The following is a 25,142-nucleotide window of genomic DNA, read 5'->3' on the forward strand; positions in this document are numbered from 1 at the left end:
AGTTTGAGGGCCGCCCCTCACCCCGCCTCCGCTTCGCTCGGCGCACCCTCTCCCCGCAAGCGGGGCTAGGGGGAACGGAGACGTTGCGGCTTGGTCCCTTCGCCCCGTTTACGGGGCGAAGGTGCCGGCAGGCGGATGAGGGGCAGCCCCCAACACCGAACCCTACTTCAACCCGTCCCAAGCCTTCTGGATCTCGGTTGCCGCCGTCTTGGCGTCCTTGCCGCCGACATAATCGATCATGCCGGTCCAGAAGGCGCCGGCGCCGATCTTGCCGGGCATCTGGTCGGAAGCGTCGAAGCGGAAGGTCGTTGCCTTGGTCAGCAATTCGCCCTGCTTCTTGAGCACTTCGTTGGCATAGGCATCGAGATTGACGCCCTTGTATGGCGTCAGGAACGAGGCCTGCGCCATCCACACCTCATGGGCGATCGGCGTTTTCAGGAATTCGATAAAGGCCTCGGCGGCAGGCGAATCCTTGGTGACGGCGAAGAATGTGCCGGCACCGAGAACCGGCGTGCCAAGTTCAGGCTTGGAGGCATAGGTCGGCATGTAGAAGAAGTCGGCATCGACACCAAGTTCCTTGTCCGGCGGGAAGAAGGACGGGACGAAGGATGCCTGATGATGCAGGTAGCATTTCGGCGGGATGTCGAAGAGGCCCTTGGGGCTGTCGCGGAAATCGGTCGAGGCGACGGCGGCCACACCGCCAGCGACATACTTCTCGTTCTTGGCGAATTTCCCGAATTCCTCAATGGCGCCAACCACGGCCGGATCGTCGAACTTCACCTCGTTGCTCACCCACTTGTCGTAGGTTTCCGGCGTCTGGGTGCGCAGCATCATATCCTCGACCCAGTCTGTCGCCGGCCAGCCTGTCGCGCCGCCGGAACCGAGACCGATGCACCAAGGCACGCCGCCATCCTCAACGATCTGGTCGGTCAGCTTGATGAGATCCTCCATGGTCTTGGGGACTTCATAACCGGCCTCTTCAAAGTTTTCCGGCACGTACCAGACCATGGATTTCAGGTCGGCCTTGAAGGGGAAGCCGAAGTAACCTTCCTTGCCATCCTTGCCCTTGTAGGTGCCGTAGCGAACCCAGTCTTCGCCGGAGCCGTAATTGGTTTTTACCCAGTCGGCATTCTCCTGGCCGAGCGAGGTGAGGAAACCCTTGGTGGAAAGATCGGCCAGAAGGCCGGGCTGCGGGATGATCGCGATGTTAGGCGGCGAGCCTGCCTGGGTATCGATGACGATCTGCTGTTCGTAGTTTTCGGAGGAGGAGTATTTGCCGTTGATGCCGGTCGCGGCATTGAAATAGGCAAGCACACTGTTGAACAGCACCTCGTCCTCGCCGCGCCACGGACCAAACAGGGTCAGGTTCTGCCCCTTGAGGTCGGCATGCGCAGCCTTGAAATCCTCATAGCTCTTCCAGTTGAACTTGGCATCCTGACCCGGCGGAAACTTCAGTTCCTGCGCATTGGCCATGCCTGCGATCAAGGCAAGCGCAGCGGTGCCGATCCACACAGAAGTCCTCATCAAATCCTCCTCCTCTCAAAATCGTTTAAGTCGACCTGAAAGATTGCCACATGCGACGACGTGGCAACCGGAGTGATGATTTAACGCTCCCGCTGAGGAATCAAGGGGCTATCGCACAACCACGGCGCGACAAATGTGCAAATTTCAGAACTTCGGCACGGGAAGGCTGCAAGCGCGGTGTGCGGCGATGACGGTGTTGGCCATCAGCATGGCGATGGTCATCGGCCCGACGCCGCCCGGAACCGGCGTAATCGATGCCGCAACCTCTGATGCTTCGACAAAGGCGACGTCGCCGACGAGCTTGGTCTTGCCCTCGCCCTTTTCGGGAGCCGGCACGCGGTTGATGCCGACATCGATGACGGTTGCGCCCGGCTTGACCCAGTCGCGCTTGACCATTTCGGCCCGACCGACAGCTGCGACGAGAATATCGGCATTGCGGCAGACGGAAGCGAGATCCTTGGTGCGCGAATGCGCCATGGTGACGGTGGCATTGGCTGCCAGAAGAAGCAGCCCCATCGGCTTGCCGAACAGGTTGGAGCGGCCGATGACGACGGCGTTGAGGCCCGACAGGTCCTCGCCATGGACGCGTTTGACCAGCAGCATCGAGCCGGCCGGGGTGCAGGAGATGAGGCCGGTATCGAGGTCGCCCGTGGCGATCTTGCCGGCATTGGCGATGTTCAGGCCGTCGACGTCCTTTTCCGGCAGGATGGACTGGATGATGGCATCGCTGTCAAAATGTTTCGGCAGTGGCAGCTGGACGAGAATGCCGTGAACTGCCAGATCGGCGTTGAGCGTGTCGACCAGTGCCTGCAGCTCCTCCTGTGTTGTCTCTTCCGGCAGCGTGTGCTGGATGGAGTTGAAGCCGCATTGCTTTGCCATCTTGCCCTTGGAATTGACATAGGCGTGGCTTGCCGGATCTTCGCCGACGATGACGACCGCGAGGCCCGGCTTGATACCGGTTTTGCCTTCCAGCGATACGGATGCTTCGGTTACGGCGGAAATCACGGAAGCGGCTGCTTCCTTGCCATCGATCACAAATGCCACGGTGAACTCCTCGCTTCTCAGCGTCAATTTAGGGGATCGGCGGAGGGCCGATTGCCCGTGCACGCCCTATGCTGTCCAGATCAGGCAAATGCAAGGAGTTTATGCCTGATGGCGCTGGATCAGCCCGTGGCCTTCAGCCGACGGGCAGCGTGTTCGGCCACCAGTTCGCGAAGCTCGGCGAGTTCGCGCTGCAACCTGAGCAGCTCTTCCTGATCATAGTCAACGGCGTCATCCCAACGCTGCCAGCTCTCCTCGCCGCGACGTGTCAGAGACTCATCGACCAAGGCTGCAACATGCGGCGGCAGATCCGTCTCCTTCAAGGTCATCCGGTTTTCGATGAGCAAGAAACGCATCCGGTCGCCAAAAGCGGTATCGTTTGCAGCAAGCCGTTCCTCGACCGGATCGTCATCGGGAAGGCGCTCATTCCGGCCATCGTCATAAAGCAATGCGCTTTCATCGATGGCTTGCGCTGCGGCAGGCTCGACCTGCAGATCGTGCTCGGGCAAGTCCAGTTGAACGGGCATATCTTCGAATTCATTAGCAAGCTGCGACTGACGCCGATAACGCAGCGCTGACAACAGGAGACCGGCAATAAGCCCGACAAGCGCTCCGAGACCTGCGAGCCTGATCAGGTCGGGGCCGAGACGCTCGGCTGACGCGGGCGATGCAGCGCGCAAAACAGGCGGGAGCGAGACGGCCACGGGTCTGGATGAATTGGATGCCGCTTCGATCTTATCGAGGTTATGGCGAGCTTCTTCGGCTGCAGCATGAAGCGATGAGAGCTGTGCGGCCGTGTCGTTCAACGGCCTGTCCGCATCGAGAGCCGCCTTGCGATCCTTAAGCTCGGCAAGGGTCTTCGTCGTTGTGGCAAGATCATCCTTGAGCGAGGCCTCAAGCTGGCGCAATGCGCTGCCGATATCCCGTTTCGCACCGTCGAGAGCGCCTTGAGCCGCCACCAGCCGTGGATGAAGCGGACCAAGATTGACGGCGAGCTGCTGCGCGGCAAGCTCCGCCTGCACATAACGCTGCCGCTCATATTCAAGGCCGGTAAATTCCAGGCTGTCGGGAAGCGGCTTGGCAAGCACATCGGCGAGCTTCATCGACGACGCCGTGTGCTGCTTTTCAGCCACGTCCGCAAGATGCCGTTCGGTACCGGAGATATCGGTCTCGAGCTTGCGACGCTCGTCCTGCAACGACTGCAGTTTTGAACGCGTGCCGTCATCCAGCTTGCCGACAAAACCTGTGAGCGCGGATTCGGCCCGGGCGGCCGCCTTGCGCATGGCATCCACCTGCGGGCTTGGCGTTTCGCCAATATTCGCAACAAGCGAGCGCTGGAGTTCGCTTGCCAGCTGATTGGCAATAACAGCAGCTGTCTGCGGATCATCTGCCTTGGCACCGAGCACGATTCTGGCGCCGGCAGCGTCGTAAGAGACGGACATTGCATCGCGTAATTTCTGGCGAGCGACTTCCTCTCCCTGCGAAACCGTCGTCACCTCACCCGAAACAACTTCGGAGACAACGCGGGCTATGCTGGGGCGGCTTTCCTCTACGCTTGCAAGGTTGAGGGCGCGAATGACATTGTCCAGCGCCGTCTTGGAGCTCAGATCTTCGATGGCGGAATGGATCGCGTCGCCGCGCTGAGTGGTGACTGCTACCTGCGTCTCAGCTTTAAATTGGACGCCTTGGAGCTGCATGGCGACAAAAGGTATGGTGATGCCGAAAGCCGCTGTCATTGCCAGCGCCGGACCAAATGTCAGGAAAGCTGAATGGAGCCGGCGAAAGATCGCCGGCGTCTCTTCGGGCGCTTGCCTGTCCTTTGCATCGGCATACATTGCTCACCACCTCTGCGCGCAGCGGAGCCGACATTGCCCGCATTGATTAACGCAGTCTAAATTTTCGTGGCAAACAAAAGGTTAACCGTCAGGCGAAAGACGGCTTGGAAACTGAAGATTGAAGGCCGGAGGAGACGGGAGGCGTTTTAGCGAGCCGGCGAAGCCCCCTGCCCGCCAATACGACGAGCCCGATATCGGCGCCACGCAGACCACCCGCAATATGCTCATACACATGCGGGTCTGTCGCATCGACGATCACCAGATCCAACCGGCCGGACAGGTTCGCGTCAGACGGGATGGCTACGAAATCGTGCCACGGGGTATGACGGGCGAAATGCGTGCAAAGCAACTCCGTGCGGCTCTTGTCATCGCCGATGATGCCGACACGGCGGGGTTCTGCAAAATAGGTAAGCAGAGCAGGAATAAAGCTATCGGGAGAAAACCTGGCGTCGAACGGCGGTTTACGATGGAAAAACTTCATCAGAATGTGCTGAAAGGCCCCACCGACCGGCAGAAACATATGTCGCTTCAATATCTTGCCGCGAGCAAACCCTAACAGCGCGCCCAGGAGCTGTGCATCGTCGAGGAAGGCGATAGTTTTGGGATGCCCCTTTGCCAGAGCAAGCTCTTCCGCATGAGCCAGAGCCGCATTCCAATCCAGGGCCGATACCGGCAGACCGCAAAATGTACGGGATACAGGATCAGTTGAAGAATTCATGCTTTCGCTCATTACCGACTCGATCAGACAGCGTCACCTGTCCGATCGTGTAACAGCGTGTCCTCAAGCGACATTTAAGTAAAAGGCTAAAATGCAACCGTTGCGTGATTATGCGGCATCACCCAGGTATCAGGTTAGCGCAGCGGCCAGACTTCTGTGAATCCGATGGGGACACATATTTGCGCAGCCTTGCCGATGGTTGATGCAAGGCGATAAGACCTCAGGGGTCGGCATGATGCCGGCGCATGTCCAGGCAAGGCCGGCGACGATATTGCCTACATCATAAATTGCAGAACTTTATGGATGCCAAGGTCGACAAGATGAGCTTATCTCCCAACGCCCCGCTCGCCGAAATTCTGGAACTTGCGCGCACACAGCGGCTCGCCTTCACCGATCTCTTCACCGTTGCGGAAAGCCGAAGTGCGGCCGGACAGAAGGCAGAGGCCGCGGAAATCTACAAGGCCTGGATCGCCTTCAACGATGGCAATCCATTCCTGCATCTCGTCTATTTCAACTATTCGGTCACGCTCCGGCAATTGAACGACCTTGCCGGTACGATCAACGCCTTGCGCGCCTGCCTTAAGCTCGATCCCGCTTTTGGTGCTGCCCACATCAATCTCGGTCGCGCGCTTGAAGACGGCGGTCTTGCCGTTCAGGCCATCCAGCAGTGGCAGACTTATACCGCGCTCACGGCCGAAAGCACTGCCGACCGGGTCAGCCACCGGCTGATGACGCTGCAGCATATCGGCCGCGTGATGGAAAATGCCGGTCTTCTGGAGGAAGCCGAAACTGCACTGTGGCAGGCGATCGAACTGCGCCCCGACAAGCCGGAGGCCGGACAGCACTGGAGCGCGCTTCGGCAGCGCCAATGCAAATGGCCGGTGCTGACACCATCGACCCATGCCACGCAGCGGCAGATGATCGATGCCATGTCGCCACTGACGCTTGCCTGCTATTCGGACGATCCGATGTTCCAGCTTGCCAAGGCCTATCGCTACAACAGGTCGCTGGTCGGGCGCGTCGAAACGAAGGAGCTGCAGCGCCGCACGCCGAAACAGAAGACCGGAACCGGCGAGCGCCTTCGGGTCGGTTACGTTTCCTCCGACCTGCGTGACCATGCAGTCGGCTTCGCGCTCCGGGAAGTGCTCGAACTGCACGACAAGGAAAGCGTCGAGATTTACGCCTATTATTGCGGCGATCCGGTATTGCGCGACGAAACGCAGACGCGGATGAAGGCGGCTGTCGATTGCTGGCGCGATATCGCGACGATGAGCGATGCCGAGGCAGCGAAGCTGATCGGCGATGACGAGATCGACATCCTCGTCGACGTCAACGGTTACACCAAACATGCGCGGACAAAGATCTTCGCCTATCGTCCGGCACCGGTGATCGTCAATTTCTGCGGTTATCCAGGCTCGATGGGCAGCCCGTTCCATCAATATATGATCGCCGACGAGCATATCGTTCCGGCGGATAACGAGATCTATTATTCCGAAAAGGTCTTCCGCATCGCCTGCAACCAGCCGATCGACCGGAAGCGTGCCATCGCGGACAAACCGACGCGCGCGGATGCCGGGCTGCCGAAGGACAAGTTCGTCTTCGCGTGCTTTAACGGCATGCAGAAGATCACCGAGACCACGTTCGGACACTGGATGCAGATCCTGCGCGAGGCGCCGGATAGCGTGCTCTGGCTTTTGACCGGCGGCGACAAGGTCGATCAGCGGCTGCGCGAAAGTGCGGAGAAGGCCGGCATCACCAGCGACCGGATCATCTTTGCGCCCAAGGCGCCGAATGCGCAGCATCTGGCACGTATCGCCGTTGCCGACCTGTTCCTCGATACGTTTCCTTACGGCGCGCATTCCACCGGGGCCGATGCCCTGACGATGGGTCTACCCGTGCTGACATTCCCGGGCCGTAGCTTTGCAGCCCGTTTCTGCCACAGCATCGTGCATGCCGCGGGCGTGCCCGAGCTGCTGTGCAGCGATCCGGAAAACTATGTGGCGAAGGCCATCGGTTATGCAAAGAACCCAGTCAGCCTGAAGGCAATCCGGGACCAGCTTGCGGCACGACGCGAAAGCAGCGTACTTCGCGACATTCCCGGCCTCGCCCGCAGGCTGGAAGAGATCTTCTGGGAAATGCAGGGAGAGTGCGAACGCGGCGAGACACCGGTGCCGGACCTGCGAAACATGGAAATCTATTACGAGATCGGCGCAGATCTCGTTCAGGCCCATATCGAATACTGCGACGATGGCGACTATCGGCGACATTATCGCGAAAGGCTTGCCGATTGGGACGACCAGTCGCCGATAGAGGCCGACAACCGTCTCTGGTCCAGTGCAGACCGATAGAAAGAAACAAACCACCGCTCATTGAGAGCGGTGGTTCTCGTTTATACCAGCCTTCCCGACAACAGCCTTACGCTGCCAGATAAAGCGAGATAATCGCCGATACCTGTGCCGGGCTCAGTGCCGCCATGTGGGTTTCGATCAGCGTGTCACGCTGTGCGCTCGACATGGCCACGATGCTTTCCGTCGACAGGCCGGGAAGAGCGGCGCTGTTGAAGGCTGCAATATCCTCGGTCGAGAAAGTGGCCAATCCATCATTGGACAAAGCGGCAAGCTGAGACGAGGTCAGGGAGTTGACCTGGGTCGGGGTCAGGGCTTGCGCCTGCGCCGTGGTGAGCGACGAGATGACCGACGAGGTCAGACCGGAGATTGCCCCGGTGTTCAGCGCGGCAATCTCGCCCGTCGTGAAGACAGCGATATCATCAGTACCCAGCGCTGCTGCCTGCAGCGCGTTGAGCGCGCCGATTTGCGCTGTAGTCAGCTCTGCGACCTGGGCGGTGGAGAGAGCGACGATCTGATTGTAGTTCAGACCACCGACCTGGCTGGCGGAGAGTGCGCCGATCTGCTCCGTCGTCAGCGATGCGATGATCGCGGTGGACAGGCCCTTGATTGCCGCGGTGCCAATGGCTGCGAGATCCGCCGTCGAGAATGCGGCCATGTCCTCGGTGGTGAGGCCGGAAAGGCCTGCCGAGCTGAAGGCCGCAATCTGCGCCGTCGACAGCGAGTCGAGATGTTCTGCCGTCAATGCATCGACCTGGGCGCTGGTCAGACCGGAGATACCGGCGGTCCCGAGCGCTGCAAGTTCCTGCGTGGAAAGAGCCGCGATGAAGCTCGTCGACAGACCGGCAATCGCTGTGGACGAGATTGCGGCAAGCTTTTCGGTCGAGAAGGATTCCAGATCCTCCACCGTCAGTCCCGATATGGCTGTCGATGTCAGCGCCGCGATCTGCGTCGTCGACAGCGCGGAAATCTGGTCCAGTGTCAATGCACTGGCCTGTCCGCTCGTCAGACCTGCGATGCCGGATGTGCTAAGTGCCGCGATCTGCGCCGTTGTCAGGGCCGCAATTTCGACAGTTGTCAGCACCGCCACCTGGCTCGACGAGAGAACGCCGATCTGAGCCGTCGATAGGGTCTCGAGCTGGTTCAGGCTCAGTGCGGCGATCTGGCCGGTTGTGAGACCAGCGATGGCTGCCGTTCCGAGGGCCGCGATCTGCTCCGTCGTCAGCGCGGCAACGGTGCTGGTCGACAGACCCGAGATGGCCATAGAACTGATGGCTGCAATCTCGTCGGTCGTGAAGGTCGCAAGATCGTCAAGGCCGAGTGCGGATATCTGCCTGGAGTTGAGCGCTGCGATCTGGGTCGTCGTCAACGCTTCCGCCTGAACCGTCGTAAGCGCGGTAATCTGGCTGCTGGTGAGACCGGCAATGCCCGCAGCGCTCAGATGCGCGATCTGTTCAGTCGAGAGCGCGGCAAGAACAGTGGTCGTCAATCCCGCCACGCCGCTGGAACTCAGGGCAGCAATATCGGCAGTCGAGAAGACTTCAAGGTCGTCGGTCCCGAAGGCCGCCACCTGGGCCGAGTTGAGTGCGCCGATCTGCGTCGACGTCAGGGCTTCGACCTGGCTGGTGGTAAGCGCCGCGATCTGGGCAGCCGTCAGCCCGGCAATACCGGCCGTGCCGAACGCTGCGATCTGATCGGTCGAAAGACCTGCGATTGCATCGGTACTGAGGACCGCGATCTGCTTGGAACCAAGCGCACCAAACTGGGCCGTTGTCAGGGCATCGATCTGCGCGTTGCTCAACGCCGCAACCTGGCTGGTGGTAAGCTGGCCGATTGCGGCAGAACTCAGCGAAGCGATCTGCTCGCTCGAGAGTGCTGCAAGCACAGCGGTGGACAGGCCGGCAATGGCGCTTGAGCCTAGGACCGCAAGTTCTTTTGTCGAGAAGACTGCCAGATCGTCGGTGCCGAGGGCCGCGACCTGCGCCGAGGTCAGAACCGCGACCTGCGTGCTCGTCAGTGCCTCGACCTGGCTGGTCGACATCGCATTCACCTGAGCCGAGGTCAGGCCGGCCAGGCCCGCCGTTGCCATGGCGGCGATCTGACCGGTGGAGAGCACCGATATGCCGGCCGCACCGAGCGCGCCGATCTGCCTTGATGACAGATGGCCGATCTGAGCGGTTGTGAGGGCCTCCAACTGTTTGCTGCCGAGAGCTGCCACCTGGGCGGTGGAAAGCGCTGCAATATTCGAGAAGCTGAGCGCCTCGATCCTGTCAGTCGATAGGGACGCAAGGACGTCTGTCGAGAGGCCGGCAATCGCGCTCGCGCTTAGCGAAGCAATCTCCCGGGTCGTGAAAAGGGCCAGGTCGTCACTGCCAAGCGCGGCGATCTGGTTGGAATTCAGGACCGCAATCTGTGAACTCGTCAGCGCTTCGGCCTGCGCGGTCGAAAGCGTGGCGATCTGCGCAGTCGAAAGGCCGGCGATGACTGCCGTGCTGAGAGCCGCGATCTCCTCCGTCGAGAGGGAGGCGATATAGCTGGTCCCCAGCGCTTCAAGCTGTTTCGAATTCAGTGCACTGACCTGACTGCTCGTCATTGCCGCAAGCTGCGTTGTCGAGAACGCGGCCATCTGGGTAGTCGAGAGACTGGTAATTGCAGCCGTGCTCAAGGCGGCAACGAGATCATTGGAGAGAGATGCAAGTGTCGTGGAGGACAATCCGGCGACGGCGCTAGAACTCAGGGCAGCGATTTCCCTGGTCGCAAACAGTGCAAGATCATCGGCGCCAAGTGCCGCGATCTGTTTGGAGGTCATTGAGGCCACCTGCGTGGCGGTCAGCGCTTCTGTCTGGACAGTCGTCAGCGCTTCTATCTGGCCCGAGGAAAGCCCCGAAATACCGGCGGTGCTCAAGGCTGCGATCTGGCCGGTCGTCAAAGCTGCAAGGTCGTCGCTCGACAGCGCTGCCGCCTGGTAAGAGCTCAAAGCTCCCATCTGACGGGTTGTCAGGGCGCCGATCTGGTCGGTGCTCAGCGTGGCAATCTGCCTGGTGGTGAGACCGGCGATAGCCGAAGTGCCGAGACCGGCGATCATTTCGGTCGACAGCGATGCCAGCGTATCGGTCGACAGGCCTCCTATCGCAGTGGAGCTGATTGCCGAGAGGGCCGAGCTGGAGAGTGCTTCGAGATCGTCAGCACCAAGAGCCGCAATTTGTTGTGACGTCAAAGCGCCGACCTGCTTGCTCGATAGGGCGGCGATCTGCCCCGTGCTGAGCGCAGCAACCTGCTTCGTCGTCAGCGAGGCGATCGCGCTGGTGGTCAAGGATGCAATCTGGCTCGTAGAGAGCGTTGCGATGACCGCCGTCGTCAGGCTGGAAATCGCATCCGTATGGATGGCTGCAACATCAGACGTGGAGAAGGTCCGAATGTTTTCCGTTCCGATGACCGCGATCTGGGCGGAACTTAATGCCGCGACCTGAACGCTGGTCAAGGCTCCCGCCTGCGCAGTTGAGAGCGCCGCAACCTGTTTCGTCGTCAGACCCGAAATTCCCGCAGTGCTGAGCGACGAGACCTGGGCGGTGGACATGGCAGCGATGTCGTCCGTCCCGAGGGCCGCCGTCTGGGTGGCGCTCAGCGACGCAATCTGTTTCGTCGTCAGTGACGACACCTGGCTTGAGAGCAGAGCCGAGATCTGCCCTGTGGTCAAACCGGTAATGCCGCTGGCGCTGAGTGCCGCTATCTGGGCGGTAGACAAGGAAGCCAAGGCCGATGTCGATAATCCAGAGATGGCAGCAGAGCTGATTGCGGCCATTTCCTTCGTCGAGAAGGTTGCGATATCGGCAGAATCGAGAACCTCAATCTGGTCGATACTCAGTACAGCAATCTGGGTGGCGGTCAGGGCATCGACCTGCGCCGTCGACAAGGCTGCGACTTGTCTTGTCGACAAACCGGTAACGCCAGCCGTGCTTAGAGCCGCGACCTGCGCCGTGGAGAGTGAGGCGATGTCATCGGTGCCGAAAGCTGCGATCTGCATCGAGCTCAGCGTCGACATCTGGAGAGTGGACAGAGCCGAGATTTGTGCGGCCGTCAGCGCTGCGATGTGATCTTCGCTCAGGCCCTTCATGCCAGCCGTGCTAAGCGCCGAAATCTGCGCGGAGCTGAAATGCCCGATTGCGGTCGCACTCAACGCCGCCACCTGTGCCGAGGTCAGGGCAGCGACCTGCTTGGTTGACAGGGCGCCGATCTGGGCCGAGCTAAGTGCTTCAATCTGGTCGCTCGTCAGATTGGCGATCGCCGTTACACCGAGCGCACCGAGCTGATCGCTCGTCAATGACACAAGTGCGCTGCTGCTCAGGCCCGCGATCGCTTTCGCACCGATCGCCGCGATGTCGGCTGTCGAGAAGGTTGCGAGGTCCGCGGTGCTCAATGCTGCGAGCTGTGATGACTTCAGAACGCCTATCTGCAGCGTCGACAACGCATCGACTTGCGCCGTCGACAGAGCAGCGATCTGGTCCGTCGTCAGGCTGGCGATGCCCGCAGTACTGAGAGCGGCGACCTGGGCCGTAGAAAGGGCCGCGATCACGTCCGTGGACAAGGCGGCGACAGCACCGGTATTAAGTACGGAAAGCCGGGCTGCGGAGAAGGCAGCGATAGCCTCCGACGAAAGTGCGCCGACCTGGAGCGAAGTCAGAGCCGCAACTTGTGCCGTGGAAAGAGCTGCAAGCTGAAGCGAAGTCAGAGAAGCAATCTGATCGGTCGAAAGAGCGGCAAACGCAGCCGTGTTCAACGATGCAATCTGACCGCTGGAAAGCGATACCAGCGTTTCGGTCGGCAATGCGCCGATCTGCTTGGATGTCAGCGCCTTGATCTGTGTAGTGGTCAAAGCCGATGCCTGACCGCTGGACAATACGCCGACCTGGGCAGTGGACATGGCGGCGACTGCCGCCGTACTCAGCGCGGCAATCTGCGCCGACGACAAGGCCGTGATCGTGCCGGTCGACAGGCCTGCGATAGCGGCGGAGGTGATCGCCGCGAAGGACTTGGCAGACAGAGCAAGCAGGGTTTCCGTGTCGATCGCCCCGAGCTGCGAGGAAGACAAGGCGGCGATCTGAGCGGTGGTGAGTGCGGCAACCTTGTCTGCGCTCAAGGCAGCCATCTGTTCCGAACTCATCTTGGCGATGGCGACCGTCGTGAGGGCTGCAATCTGGGCCGTCGACAAGGCCTGCAGCGTAGCGGTGCTTATGCCTTGAATGACACCTGTCGTGAGTGCGGCTATTTCCGCGGTCGAGAACGTCGCCAGATCCTCTGGATCCAGCGCCGCGACCTGGTCGGAGGTCAAGGCCTTTACCTGCGCCGTCGTGAGCGCTTCGGCCTGGACCACACTCAAAGCCGCAACCTGGGCAACGGTCAGTCGCGACACGGCACCGGCCGACAAGGCAGCAATCTGGGCTGTCGAAAAGACAGCGATGCCTTCCGATCCAAGCGAACCAATCTGCGAAGTTCTCAACGCGGCAACCTGTTCGGTCGTCAGCACCTTGACCTGCTTCGACGACAGGCCATCGAGCTGTTCCGTCGTCAATCCACTGACAGCACTTGCCGTCAGGGCAGCAATCTGGTCGGTCGTAAGAGACGAGATAACGTTTGCCTTGAGGCCGGAAATCGCAGCGCTCGAGATCGCCGCCATGTCGTCGGTAGAGAATTTGGCAAGCTGCTGCGGCGTCAGCATTGCCAGTTGCGCGGACGTCATTACTTTTACTTGCGCCGACGTAAGTGCCTCGGCCTGCGCTACCGACAGAACTTCCAGCTGATCAGACGAGAGCTTTGCTACGGCGGCCACGCTCAAGGCTGCGACCTGCGCAGTCGACAGAGATGCCATGGCACTGGTGCTGAGGCCCGAAATGCTGCGGCTGGTCAGAGCCGCGATATTGGCGGTCGAGAAAGCAGCAAGATCTGCCGAATTGAGGACGGCAAGCTGGCCCGATGTCAGCACGGCGACCTGCAGGTTCGTCAGGGCCGCGATCTGGGCGGTGTTCAATGCGTCAAACTGATCCGTAGACAAAGCAGCCACGGCGCTGGTGCTCAGCGATGCGACCTGAGCGGGCGCCAGCGATGCCATGACGGCGGTCGAGAGGCCGGCCACAGCCTTGTTGCTGAGTACCGCCATTTCGTCGGTAGAGAAGGTTGCAATATCATCCGCACCGAGAGCCGATACCTGATCCGATGACAGGACCCTGATCTGGGTCGAAGTCAGCGCCTGAACCTGGCTGGTGGAGAGTGCCGCAACCTGATCCGTCGTCAGACCGAGAATGGACTTCGTGCCCAAGGCGGCAATCTGCGCTGTCGTCAGGCCTGCAATGTCACCCGTCGAAAAGGCAACGATCTGCGTTGCCTTGAACGCCGACATCTGCGCCGTCGTCAATGCTGCAATCTGCGTCGCCGAAAGCGCATTGATCTGGTCAGTGCTCAGACTGGAAACGCTTCCGGTGCTGAGGGAGGCAATCTGCATCGTTGTGAGGGCACCGACCATCGCGGTGCTAAGCGCCGCAACCTGCAGCACTTTCAACGCGCCAATCTGGGCTGACGTCAATGCCGCGACCTGAGCCGTAGAAAGTGCCGAGATCTGTGTCGATGTCAGGCTTGCAATGAGCGCCGTGTTGGCGGCAGCGAGCTGTGCCGATGAGAGGGCCGAGATCTGGGCCGACGACAGGCCGGGAGCTGCGCCGTTGCTGAGTGCTGCGACGCTTTCTGTCGACAGGACGGCGATATCGTTCGTTCCAAGAACGGCGACCTGTTGGGACTTGAGAGCGCCGACCTGCGCCGTCGTCAAAGCCGCAACATGTCCGGTGGACAACGCCACGATCTGGTCGGTAGTCAGTCTGGAAATCGAGCCGGTGGAAAGCGAAGCAACCTGCGCCGTCGACAATGACGCCATGACTTCGGTTCTAAGGCCTCCGATCGCAGCCGGATTGATCGCCGCCATGTCTTCCGTCGAGAAGGTCGCAAGATCCGCCGGCGTCAAGGCCGCAAGCTGTGCGGTGGTCAATGAACCGACTTGCGACGACGTCAGTGCTTCGGCCTGATCCGTGGACAGCGCCAGCAGCTGCGCCGTGGTGAGCGCTGCAACCTGTCCTGTGCTCAAGCTTTCGATAGCGACCTTGCTGAGCACGGCAAGCTGGTCCATCGTCAGGCCGACGATCGCATTTGTCGCGATGGCGCTCAACTGACGGGAATCCATCGTTTCGATGTCTTCCGTATCCATTGCCGAAATCTGTTCGGAAGAAAGGGCCTTGATCTGGGCCGTGGAGAGCGACGCCACGTCCTCCGTCGTCCACGCTGCAACTGCCGCCGTCGAAAGCGACCTGATCTGGGTGACGCTGAGCGAGGAAATGGTCGTAGTCATGTGTGGAGCCTTGACGCTGGATCAAATGCCTAAAACAAACCCGGGAATGGCTTCCGCGGTATGGCGAACATTACGAGGAAACCAATTCTCGCCGCTCCATCCTCCCTGGAATGGCGAGCTGCAACCAGCTTTTCATGCTGGTCATATCAGAAGCTGTAGGGAGGCCGACTTGTGCGAAGCTGAAGCTTTTCTACAGCTGCAGATAAATATGATTGAGTATCCATTTTTCGGCGCAACGTGCCGGCACGATGCAGAAAGAGCAAACCGGGTTCGAATTGCGAACCTCACGGGCGCGACGCAGCGCCACAGACAAGACGTTAAGATGACCGCCGAAAAAGGAAGACAGATAAGGGCAAGCCTGCAGGCTTCAAAAACCGCTTTGTACGCGTGAGAAAACCAGATCCGCAAACAAGGCAATCTGTGCGCCCATAAAAGATGCCGAAAGGCCGATAACGACCATGACGGCAACGATCTTGGGCACGAAGGTGAGCGTCATTTCCTGCACCTGTGTCAATGCCTGGATCAGTGCGATGGTCACGCCTACAATCATGCCGGCAAGAACAGCCGGTCCTGCAGCGACCAGGATCGTCCAGATGGCGTTGCGCATAATATCGAGCGCATCGGCCTCATTCATGACATTCTACCCTTCATAGGCGCTTGGACGGCCGCACGGTCATCGCAAATCGACCGTCCCAGCTCTAAGGGATTCGTGCGCTTAGTTTAAGCGGAAGTTTCGGTTGTCGTCGTGGTTTTCGCAGTGGAGATCGTTATGCCCTCTCCGATGCTGATCTCTGCGCCATCCGTCGTCTTGGCAGTGAGACCGTCGGATGTGACCTCGACCGAGGCGACAACGCCTGTGGTCTTGCCATCTGCGCTGGTGATCGTCTTGCCGATATAGTTCGATGCGTTCGACAGGTTGGACTGGCTGATCAAGCTCTCCAAATTGGAGTTCGTCTTGATCGTCTGTTCAACCTGCGAAAATGTCGCAAGCTGCGAAACCTGCTCGGTCGCATCCATGGGATCAGTTGGATCCTGGTTCTGCATCTGCGTGATCAACAGCTTGAGAAAGCTGTTGTAATCAAGCGATGCCGCGGCCGCTGCGCTGGATGAGGCAGATGTCGAGGTGGACGCCGTCGATGTCGTCGACGTTGCGGAAGTGACCGTCACCATAGCGCAATTTCCTTTCGCAGTTCCATAACGGCTGCGGGCGTGATCTCGTTCTTGTTGAGAATGGCTTCCTCGACCGGATAAAGAGCGCGGATGGCCTTAAGCGCGTCAAAGGGACGACCCGAAGATACCATGGTGTCGATCCGCTTCAATTCAGCACGGACTTCCTCGTTCTGGAAGCAGGCCACCAGCATGGTAATCGACTTGCGGAAGAGCGCCATGGAATGCTCTTTGCCTTCCGGATTGATCAGCATCATCTGGGCGATGAAATAAAGCTGCCGAAGTGGCGTCGTGGTCTGCTCGGGCTGAAGAACATGGTTTTCCAGCAAGAACGTCACGTCGTTGAGGAATTCGATCGAAACCTTCCGGTCCACCCGAAGGACGGCACCGTTGACGAAGATCTTTTCCCCGGATTTCAGCGAGAGGCGTAGCGTACTTTTCATTTAAGTCCATCCCGAATGATGATGGTTATGTCGATGATACCCTGGTAGTTGGTGGACGTTCGTCGCCGAATGTTTTCCAACTCCTTCAGTATCCATATTGCGATCGATATTAGATTGGCTCTGACTTCCACACTAAGCTGATTGTCGGCGCTCCGCAGATCCTCGATCAACCTGATCCATACCCGTCTTGTGTAGTAGACAGCTTCGATCGAATCCTTGTCGTATTTGGCGCTCTGCTTGGCCACTTCCAAAAGCTCGATCGATCTTGTCAGGATCTGGCGTTCTCGTTCGCGGGCGACAGTGAGATCATCCTCCATGATCTCCGCGTATGAAAACTGAAACATTCAATTACCCTTCATGGTAGAGCGGGCATCGGACATACATGCCGATGACTAGAGATAATCAGCGAGGCTCATGCCCAGGATTCGAGATGTGATCGAGTAAGAGGTTTCAACCTGGTTCAGCAGTGTCGACAACCGCACAGAGGCCTCCTCCGTATCCACACCCACCAAGCCCGTCAGCTGCGTATCGATGATCTTGATCTGGTTGCTCATATACGTGTTCGCTTTGTCGATACGCTCTTGCGACAAACCAAGTGCTGACTGCTGAGCAGTCACGCCGGAAATTGCGGTGCCGGCATATTGCGTTGCCTTCTGGCTAACCACGGACAAGGCTCCGCTCCCGAGGCCGGCGTTCGATAGCTGCGACGCTACCACAGAAGCGAGGACAAGGTTCTTGAAACCTTCGGAATTGGCGCTGGTTGATGTCGCTACGGTTTCCGAAGAACTTATGCGCGTCGTCATTACGGTGTCAGACGCGTTGGTCCAGGACGCCCAGTTGAAAGATGTCTCATAATCGGACAGAAACTGGGTCATCTGGCCGGCGGTCACATCACCGGCCGAAGCGATACCGTTTGCCGTTCTGAAGTTGGCGAACGCCGTATTGAAGTCATCCGTCACGTTGGCGATGAAATCATCGTCGAAAGTCTGCACATCCGTCGATATGCCGGAAAAGAGGTATTCGCCGTTAACTGCAGTGTTCGCGTAGCTGACGAAATTCTCCAGCACCGACATCGCGCTGTCGGCGGAAACCTTGAGGCTGTTTACATCGGAATTGCCACTGAGCGCCGTCAAGGCATCCAGCAGTGTCTGCCCTGCATCCGAGATGTTGGTCAGCGCAAGCTGCGATCCTTCCATTCTCGTCTCGGCGAAGGAATTCGCATCGATAACCGACTGGAGGCGGCTGCTTTCCCGCGAATAATCCAGACTTGTCGAGGTACGGGTTCCAAGCTCCAGCCCGACATCGGAATAGGTACCGGTAACCGCCTCATCCTGCAGCTTTGTAATCTCCGTCATCGCAGTGGAGACGGTCGATTGCATAGACTGACTAATGGCGAGAGATGAGATAGACGTTGTTTTCATGACTAGCTAGCCGCCTGCATTAGTGAGCTGAGCATTTCGTCAATCGTCGAAAGCAGCTTCGTGGCCGCCTTGTAGGACTGCTCGATGTCCAACAGGAGAATAAGCTCCTCGTCGAGGTTGACGCCTGTGGCATTGGCATAGGCTTCCTTCGCCCGCATCTGCATGGCAGAGGTGCTTTCTGCAGCCGAGCTGGCGTTGCTTCGATATTCCTGAACCCAGCCGACGGAGTCGGTCGAATAAGCCAGAAGCGTGGCACGCGTTGTGGTTCCGGCATCGCCATCGAAATCGACGGTCTCTTCGAAGCCTGCGAGATAGCCGTAAAGGAGCTTCGAAAAGCCTGCGGCATTCTCGGTATTCTGCTTTACGCCGGAAATATTGCCGTCCCTCAACTTAGTCGGATCGGCTTGCGCGTCACTATCGACCGTGATCAGCCCCGCCAGACCGGAGACGATATCCGGGTTGTTGAAATCGACAGTCGATCCGTCCTTGGTGGTGAAGAGGCCTGCGATTTCATCACCTGCACCGTCCAACTCGGCAAAGACCGACATCGTCACGCGGGCAATCTCGTCCAACTGATCCTGATAGGTCGGGTAGACTTCGTCGCGCAACTGCAGCAGCGCCTGAAGCGAACCGCTGGCACTGGTGCTACTGCCCTTGCCCGAAGCAAGCGAGACACCATCGATATAGACAGGATTTCCGGACGTAGTCGCGTCCAGAGCCGCGCTGGCATCGAAGGTTACCTCGCGTGGCACCGTCTCGAACAGAGTGATGCCGCCGCTGGTATAAAGCACCATGTCGTTGCCATCACGGACGGTGCTCGTGACGCCGACGATTTCAGATATCTGCTTTACAAGTCCTTCACGGGTATCCAGCGCATCGTTGGCATCCTCGCCCCGCGAGATCTTTTCCTTGACCTTGTCGTTGACCTTCTCGAAATCCTTCAAGAGCTGGTTCAACTTATCAACGGTCGTCGAAATCTCCGAGTCCGCCTGGACGCGAAGCCCCTGAACGGCTGATGTCTGCTGATTAAGGGAGTTGGCAAGATCGCCAGCCGCCGCTACTGCGGCCGCTGCCAATGTTACGTCGCTCGGTGACGTAGCATAAGTATCAAGCGACTCGACAAGAGCCGCCAGATATTGCGAAGGCGTTGCCGAAGATTCGCTTCCGCCCATCGCCGCATCGAGCGATACGAGACCCTTCAACAAAGCCTGCTGACCTGCATCGTCTGCAATTGCCGACAATGTCTGCTTCAGCAGGGCCGCGTCCTCGGTACGCTCCAGCTTGACCGTAGTCGCACCGGAATAGGGGTTCGTCGTCGTGACCGCAGTACGACGATTGTAATCCTCAGTGTTCGTATTGGACGTGTTGGTCGACACCGTGGCCGTCTGGGTCGCGGTGTTGCTCAGGATCGATTTCGTCGTATTGATTGCGGATGCGATGGACATTCAGCTGGCTCCTACGCCTTAACGGGCGAGATTGATGAGAACATCCATCAGGTCAGAGCCGGTCTGGAATACCTTGGAATTCGCCGTGTAGCTACGCTGCGATTCGATCATTTCCGTCAGTTCGCTTGCGAGGTCGACGTTGGACGTTTCCAAGGCTCCGGAAACGATCTCACCGAAGCCGGTGGTGCCGGCAAAGCCGATGGTGACAACACCCGAGTCCGCGGTCGGCTTATATACGTTGCCCGAGAAGAGCTTGAGATTGTCCGGGCTCTGAACCGTCGCCATCGCAATCTGGTAGAGGGCTTTCGGATCGCTCTTGGCGTAGGTCGCGTAAACCGTGCCATCCGAATCGATCTCGATGCCGGTCATAGACTCGGCCGGACTACCGTTGGCGCTACCCTTGGAGATTACCGAAGCGCTGGAAAGCTGGTTCATGCCGGAAAGGTCGAAGTCAATGCCGCCAACGGTGATCGACAGCGGCGAGGTCGCGCCGTCAACGCTGACGAGACCTTTCGAATCAAACACCAGATCGGCGGTCACGGCCGTGCCGGAATACGGGAAGCTGCCGCTGCCGGTCGTGCTCTTATCGGCAGCATTGTAAACTGCGACTTCCCAAGAGTTATCGGCCGTCTTGGTGAAGTAGAAATCGTAAGTTACAGCTGCACCGTACTCGTCATAGGTCGTCACCGAGGTCTTCAGCATGCTGTCCATGTCGACATCGGTGGTAGCACCGTTATCGCTTGCCCAGCTGCCGGCAGCGACAGGATCCGCCGACTTGTTGAGGTTACCGGTCAGCGAACCATTGGTCGTGGCGACTGCCGTGATGCTCGAGTTGGAAGCCTTGACCGGCACCAGCCCGTCATAGGAATTGACGACAGTGGTCGGCGTGCCTCCATCGGCGTCGTAACCGAGAAGCATGTAGCCGGCATCGTTGACGAGATAGCCGTTTTCATCGGGAGTAAACGAACCCGCACGCGTCAGGAAGATGTTTCCAGCGGTATCCTGAACGATGAAGAAACCTTCACCCTGGATCGCGAGATCAGATCCGGACGTGGTGTATTCCAAGGCACCCTGTTCCGAAACGGAGTAGGAAACCTTCGTCTCCACGCCGCCGGAGTTGTAGTTGCCGGAAGTTGACGGAAGAACCAGTGACGAAAACGAGGTCGAAGCGCCCTTGTAAGCTGTCGTGCTCGAGTTCGCGATATTGTCACCGACCGTCCCCAGGCGGTTAGCCTGAGCATTCATGCCCGAAACGGCGGTCTTCATGGTTCCAAAAATGCTCATTTCGAATCCTCGCTGTGATAGTTGCTCCACATTAGGTGCCGGTCCTTGCGTGAAGCTGTCTGAAAAGGATGGGTGGGAAATTTGAAAAACATTTTTCGACGGCGGGATGCCAAACGGGTCGATGGAAAACCGGCAGTCGAAACAATCAGAAAAGGCCGGACAATCATTGCCGGCCGGAAAACAAAAAAGGGGCGATCCTGATCGCCCCTTACATTTTTCAATTCCAGTCGATGCAATAACCGAGGAAGCGCTTTGAATCGATCGGGTCGGTTCCGAGCTTCTTGCGGAGCTTCTTGCGCAATTTGCTGATATGGCTCTCGACCACGTTTTCCTCGACGTCCTCGTCGAAGATGCCGTAAATGGCCGAGAAGATCTGCGCCTTGGAAACACGCCGGCCGCGATTGGCGACCAGATATTCGAGAATGCGGCGCTCGCGCCGCGGCAGCGGGAAGACTTCGCCGCCAATCTCGGGATCGCGACCATCGGAATAGACGCGGATCGAACCGATATCGGTGTAATTGGCGATGGCGGTCAGGCGGCGACGGATGGCAGCGGCGCGCGCCAGGATCTCGCGCGGATGAACCGGCTTGCGGACAACGTCGTCGACGCCGGCATCGAACAGCGCGAGCGTTGCATCGAGGGACGGCTGGTCGGAAACGGCGATGACCGGTGCAGTGGAACGATCGCGGATGGTGCGCGGCAGATCGCAGGCGTTCCTGGTCTGGCCGATGAGGAAGGCTTCGATGGCGCGGATATCGGCATCGGCTGCGGAATTGACCCACTCGCCGAACTCGACGGGATCGAAGCCTGCCGAGGGGATGCCCTCGCGGCCGAACAAGGATGTGTAACCTTCCGTTACGAGCTCTCGCTCATCAACCACGACGATCATTCACCCATCTCCGAATCAGCAGCGTTCATGTGCTGAGGCATGAGTACGAATCGTGGGAGTCAGCCACAATTATAGGAACTTGTGGGGACTAATTAATAATTGATTAACCACACCCCTCCGATTTGCACTAGATGTAGTGGCGCAAACCAAAACAGGCACAATTTTTTCGGTGGATATCGTGCGACAATGATTGATGCCCACGAGACTCCGTTTGACACGCCTCATTATCGCCGGACTCGTGATGGGAGAAAATCCGCGATCGAATATCTACTTTTAGTTGCGTATATATTTATTACTCATCCGCCCCGACACGGTAAAGAGACACCGTTTCTACGGCTCGATATTGAAAGCGCGGAGTGGTGAGCCGTCCGCGAATGCGCGGATACAGGATCGGGCGGTATCAAGCGCCTCACGGATCGTCACATCCATATCGAGATAACGGTATGTGCCGAGGCGGCCGACAAAGGTGACGCCTTGCTCGAAGCGAGCACGCGCTACGTATTGCGCCAGCAGCGCCTGCTCGCCACTCAGCCTTATCGGATAATATGGCTCATCATCCGGACCGCATGCCCGGGAATACTCCCGGTAACATACGCTCCGTTCGTGTTTTTCCCAGGGAGAGAAATGCTTATGCTCGGTAACCCGTGTGTAACGGACATCGGCATCTGCGTAATTCATCACCGCGCAACCCTGATAATCACCGTCGTATTGAAACTCCTCGAAATCGAGGGTGCGGTATCCAAGCCGGCCGAGCTCGTAGTCGAAATAACCGTCGAGCGGTCCGGAATAAAACACGTGTGAAAAATCGCCGGCATCGGTGCGGACGAAATTCCGTTCAAGTTCGATGGAGATGTTCTCGTGCGACAAGATACGCGCGACCATCTCGGTATAACCGTGCTCCGGCATGCCCTGATAGAGATGCGAAAAGTAATTGTCGTCGTAGCTGAACCGTACCGGCAGTCTTTTGAGGATGCTGGCAGGCAGATCCGCGGGCGAGCATCCCCACTGCTTGCGCGTGTATCCTTCAAAAAACGCTTCGTAGAGTTCGCGTCCGACGAATTTGAGCGCCTGATCCTCGAATGTCACCGGTTCGCCGATCGACGGGTCAGACTGTGACTGAATGAAGTCGCGCGCCTCATCTGGCCTGAAGGTCCTGCCAAAGAACTGGTTGATCGTGTGCAGGTTGACGGGCAGCGAATAGACCTGCCCTGCGCTCGTGGTCTTCACCCTGTTCACATACGGCATGAACGTCATGTGCCGGTTGACGTAACGCCACACCTCATCGTCGTTGGTGTGGAAGATATGCGGCCCGTAGACATGGACCATCACGCCGGATGCTTCGTCCCGCGCCGTGTGGCAATTGCCTGCAATGTGGGAACGCCGGTCGATGATGTGGACGACGTGACCGGCCTCTGCCAGCTCGCGGCCGATGACGGCACCGGACAGACCGGCGCCGACGATCAGAACTGGTTTCGGCACTGTGCCCCCCTAAATTCCCGAACCGCCAGAGCATGTCTCTCGAAGTGATCCCGGGATTTGCGGGGAAGACATGCCTGGAAACAAGAAACCAAAGTGTGGTTCGCTCTAGTGCGATTTCGCCGGCGCAGCCGCACCACCGGCTGTGCCTGCAGGAGCAGGCTCTGGCGCAACGATTTTCTTGGACGCCATCTTCTGGTTCGATTTCCCGGCAAGGTCGGCCTTGGAGAGATAATCGAGCTGTTCGAAGATCACCGCGGTCACCAATGCATCCCCGGCTCGGGCGTTGAGGTCGTCCTTGATCTTGGCTCTCAGGCCCTCGACATTCAGGTCACCCGCCTTCGGCAGGTCGATCATCTTGTTGCCCACCAGGACGGTATAGAGCTCATCCGTGATGTAGGGCGCGATCGGGATATGCGTGTTTGCAGCCTTCTCCTGATCGATCATCACCGAGACCTTGGTGAGGAAGTAACCGGTTACAGCTCCTTCCGTCACCACGGGAATGCTCAGGGTTTCACCTGCCACATAAGCCGGGGGAATGACGGGTTTGGCAACCTCTACGCCGGATTTCGCCGACAAGGTCACAGCCGCATATACCCCGCCAAGCGAGATTATGCATACCCAGACGCCGATCAGGACAATCTTGATCATCTATCGGCCCGAACGAGGAACTGTTCCTGGGAATAGGTGCCGTCGTCGTCTGCACTGCGAACGGCATTCTTCAGAAGTTCGGCAACGGCGCGTACAGCACGCATATGAGCTTCCACGCGGCGCTCGTTCAACTTCAGCTTGGCCTTGAGCGCATGCAGCTGCTCCAGATGGGCCGCCGTGATGTCATTTCGCTCGCTGTTGCGGAAAAGCATGGTCAATTCGTAAAGGCAGCGGCTCTTGTGCGCATTCGAGAGCTTGAAATCGAACTCGGGATCGTTGCCGATCCGCTGGTTTTCGTTTTCGATGATCACGTCAAGACGACCGAGAACCGCCTTGATGCGGTACTCGCTGTTCAGCACTTCCATGGAATCGTTCTCCCTCGGCATTTCAATCAAGCCGCGTCGTTATCAGTTTTTTTGATGGCGTCCGGCGATAGCAAGGTACGGCGTTCGAAATCCGTAATCATGCTGACAGCCTTGGCCTTGTCGTTTCCGTCTGTCGTGTTGTTGGGCACTTCAAGGCGCTGCTTGTTCAGCGCCTGCGCAAAGACCTGTTCCGCGATGCCGATGCCGCCGCGCTTGGAAACCGAATCCGCCATCTGTTCGGCCATCATGCTCTTCCAGAACTCGCCGGCAGAGCCCTTACCGTAAACAGCTTCGCTGTCGGAAGGCATCATGTCCTTGAGGAAGGTCGTCAGGACGCTCGATTCGAATTTCCGGTAAACTTCCGGAATCTGCTCCTTGCCGGTAGCGTGCTGAATATTGCCGATACCGGCCTTGGATGCATCGCTTGCACCTGCGCCCAGCACGGATGCAAAACCGGCATCGCTAGCAGTCAGCACGGATGCCTGATGTTCAGCACTTACAGAACGCAGCTTTTCGCGCGCTGCCAACATGCTGTTCGGATCGGCTGCCTTGACTACGTCGAGGACAAGATCGCTGGAAGGAGATATGGCCACGTCGTTTCCCTCTTGCTTGCGCGCCGACCGAAAATCGACTTCGATTTCCCGGCTTGCGATGCGCAGATCTCAGTGTCACAGCGTCTTGCCTGAACCGATGAATGGCGCACGACGCTGTAAAATCGAGGGGAATGTTGCCACCTTAACCTTGCTGGAAGCTGGTGTCCTTCAATGTGATCATCATCTCAATCAAGTTGATCACGGCATCGTCCTCGCGAGCACGCTGCTCGAGTTCCAAGGCCTCTTTGCGGCGCTCATCAAGCCGATCTCCCTTGCTGCGCTCCTTTGCCAAGCGCGCTTCCTGAGAGCGGCGGGCTGCCGTAAGCTGCTTTTCTTCGGTTGCCAGCCGCGAGAACCGGCCCAGATAATGGCGCGAAAGCCCGCGATGGATCGGGTCGAGCGAGGTCATCACATTCGCCGTCAATTCCATCGCTGTATTCACTTCCTCGCGCTGGCGAACGATAATCGAAAGCTCGTTTTCGATCATCTTCTCTATATGCCGCTGGACGCTGACGAGGCGCTTGAGCTTCTTGGATCTGTCCATATCCGCCATTG

The 25,142-nt window shown here is 58.6% G+C and carries 19 protein-coding genes; 1 reads left to right on the forward strand and 18 read right to left on the reverse strand.

The annotated features are described in order from the left end of the window. Positions 1–162: 162 nt before the first annotated feature. The 4 genes from HNQ72_RS12490 to HNQ72_RS12505 all read right to left on the reverse strand — a co-directional run bounded on the left by HNQ72_RS12490 (position 163) and on the right by HNQ72_RS12505 (position 5,118). Positions 163–1,524, reverse strand: coding sequence for an ABC transporter substrate-binding protein (locus tag HNQ72_RS12490; RefSeq protein WP_183992551.1), 1,362 nt, complete (start codon positions 1,522–1,524; stop codon positions 163–165). Positions 1,525–1,668: 144 nt separating this feature from the next. After that, positions 1,669–2,568 (reverse strand): bifunctional methylenetetrahydrofolate dehydrogenase/methenyltetrahydrofolate cyclohydrolase FolD, encoded by a 900-nt coding sequence (folD, locus tag HNQ72_RS12495; protein WP_183992552.1) that lies wholly within the window; start codon positions 2,566–2,568, stop codon positions 1,669–1,671. Positions 2,569–2,687: 119 nt separating this feature from the next. Then, positions 2,688–4,400, reverse strand: coding sequence for a GumC domain-containing protein (locus tag HNQ72_RS12500; RefSeq protein ID WP_183992553.1), 1,713 nt, complete (start codon positions 4,398–4,400; stop codon positions 2,688–2,690). An 88-nt stretch (positions 4,401–4,488) separates the two neighbouring features. Then, positions 4,489–5,118 (reverse strand): hypothetical protein, encoded by a 630-nt coding sequence (locus HNQ72_RS12505; protein ID WP_183992554.1) that lies wholly within the window; start codon positions 5,116–5,118, stop codon positions 4,489–4,491. A 299-nt stretch (positions 5,119–5,417) separates the two neighbouring features. Here HNQ72_RS12505 and HNQ72_RS12510 point away from each other — a divergent pair, with 299 nt between their 5' ends. Continuing rightward, the gene (locus HNQ72_RS12510) at positions 5,418–7,466 is read left to right on the forward strand and encodes an O-linked N-acetylglucosamine transferase, SPINDLY family protein (RefSeq protein ID WP_183992555.1); all 2,049 of its coding nucleotides are present in this window, start codon (positions 5,418–5,420) and stop codon (positions 7,464–7,466) included. A gap of 67 nt (positions 7,467–7,533) precedes the next feature. On the opposite strand, the gene HNQ72_RS12515 is transcribed toward HNQ72_RS12510, so the two are convergent. The 14 genes from HNQ72_RS12515 to HNQ72_RS12580 all read right to left on the reverse strand — a co-directional run bounded on the left by HNQ72_RS12515 (position 7,534) and on the right by HNQ72_RS12580 (position 25,140). Further along, a complete protein-coding gene (locus HNQ72_RS12515) occupies positions 7,534–14,853 on the reverse strand; it encodes a hypothetical protein (protein WP_183992556.1) in 7,320 nt (2,439 codons plus the stop codon). A gap of 367 nt (positions 14,854–15,220) precedes the next feature. Then, entirely contained in the window at positions 15,221–15,487 is a 267-nt protein-coding gene (gene fliQ, locus HNQ72_RS12520; RefSeq protein WP_148148136.1) for a flagellar biosynthesis protein FliQ, read from the reverse strand. Positions 15,488–15,573: 86 nt separating this feature from the next. Then, entirely contained in the window at positions 15,574–16,023 is a 450-nt protein-coding gene (gene flgD / locus HNQ72_RS12525; protein WP_183992557.1) for a flagellar hook assembly protein FlgD, read from the reverse strand. Next, positions 16,017–16,463, reverse strand: coding sequence for a flagellar biosynthesis repressor FlbT (gene flbT, locus HNQ72_RS12530; RefSeq protein WP_148148137.1), 447 nt, complete (start codon positions 16,461–16,463; stop codon positions 16,017–16,019). Before flbT ends, flgD begins: the two co-directional genes overlap by 7 nt. Beyond that, positions 16,460–16,807, reverse strand: a complete 348-nt coding sequence (flaF, locus tag HNQ72_RS12535; RefSeq protein ID WP_148148138.1) for a flagellar biosynthesis regulator FlaF — start codon at positions 16,805–16,807, stop codon at positions 16,460–16,462. Before flaF ends, flbT begins: the two co-directional genes overlap by 4 nt. Positions 16,808–16,855: 48 nt before the next feature. Next, a complete protein-coding gene (locus tag HNQ72_RS12540) occupies positions 16,856–17,884 on the reverse strand; it encodes a flagellar hook-associated family protein (RefSeq protein WP_183992559.1) in 1,029 nt (342 codons plus the stop codon). Positions 17,885–17,886: 2 nt separating this feature from the next. Next, positions 17,887–19,329, reverse strand: a complete 1,443-nt coding sequence (flgK, locus tag HNQ72_RS12545; RefSeq protein ID WP_183992560.1) for a flagellar hook-associated protein FlgK — start codon at positions 19,327–19,329, stop codon at positions 17,887–17,889. A gap of 18 nt (positions 19,330–19,347) precedes the next feature. Further along, positions 19,348–20,613: a flagellar hook protein FlgE gene (locus tag HNQ72_RS12550; protein ID WP_183823291.1), complete on the reverse strand. Its 1,266-nt coding sequence runs from the start codon at positions 20,611–20,613 to the stop codon at positions 19,348–19,350. Positions 20,614–20,830: 217 nt separating this feature from the next. Then, the gene (locus HNQ72_RS12555; RefSeq protein ID WP_183992561.1) at positions 20,831–21,502 is read right to left on the reverse strand and encodes a response regulator transcription factor; all 672 of its coding nucleotides are present in this window, start codon (positions 21,500–21,502) and stop codon (positions 20,831–20,833) included. A gap of 330 nt (positions 21,503–21,832) precedes the next feature. After that, positions 21,833–22,981, reverse strand: a complete 1,149-nt coding sequence (glf, locus tag HNQ72_RS12560) for a UDP-galactopyranose mutase (protein ID WP_183992562.1) — start codon at positions 22,979–22,981, stop codon at positions 21,833–21,835. Between the two features lie 105 nt (positions 22,982–23,086). Next, positions 23,087–23,629: a hypothetical protein gene (locus HNQ72_RS12565; RefSeq protein ID WP_183992563.1), complete on the reverse strand. Its 543-nt coding sequence runs from the start codon at positions 23,627–23,629 to the stop codon at positions 23,087–23,089. Continuing rightward, on the reverse strand, positions 23,626–23,994 hold the full coding sequence (locus HNQ72_RS12570; protein WP_183992564.1) for a hypothetical protein: 369 nt from the start codon (positions 23,992–23,994) through the stop codon (positions 23,626–23,628). The genes HNQ72_RS12565 and HNQ72_RS12570 overlap by 4 nt, the downstream gene beginning before the upstream one ends. Positions 23,995–24,020: 26 nt before the next feature. After that, a complete protein-coding gene (locus HNQ72_RS31085; RefSeq protein WP_183992565.1) occupies positions 24,021–24,587 on the reverse strand; it encodes a rod-binding protein in 567 nt (188 codons plus the stop codon). Positions 24,588–24,729: 142 nt separating this feature from the next. Next, a complete protein-coding gene (locus HNQ72_RS12580; protein WP_183992566.1) occupies positions 24,730–25,140 on the reverse strand; it encodes a hypothetical protein in 411 nt (136 codons plus the stop codon). Positions 25,141–25,142: the final 2 nt, after the last annotated feature.

The sequence above is a fragment of the Aliirhizobium wenxiniae genome, assembly GCF_014201355.1.
Taxonomy (GTDB): domain Bacteria; phylum Pseudomonadota; class Alphaproteobacteria; order Rhizobiales; family Rhizobiaceae; genus Neorhizobium; species Neorhizobium wenxiniae.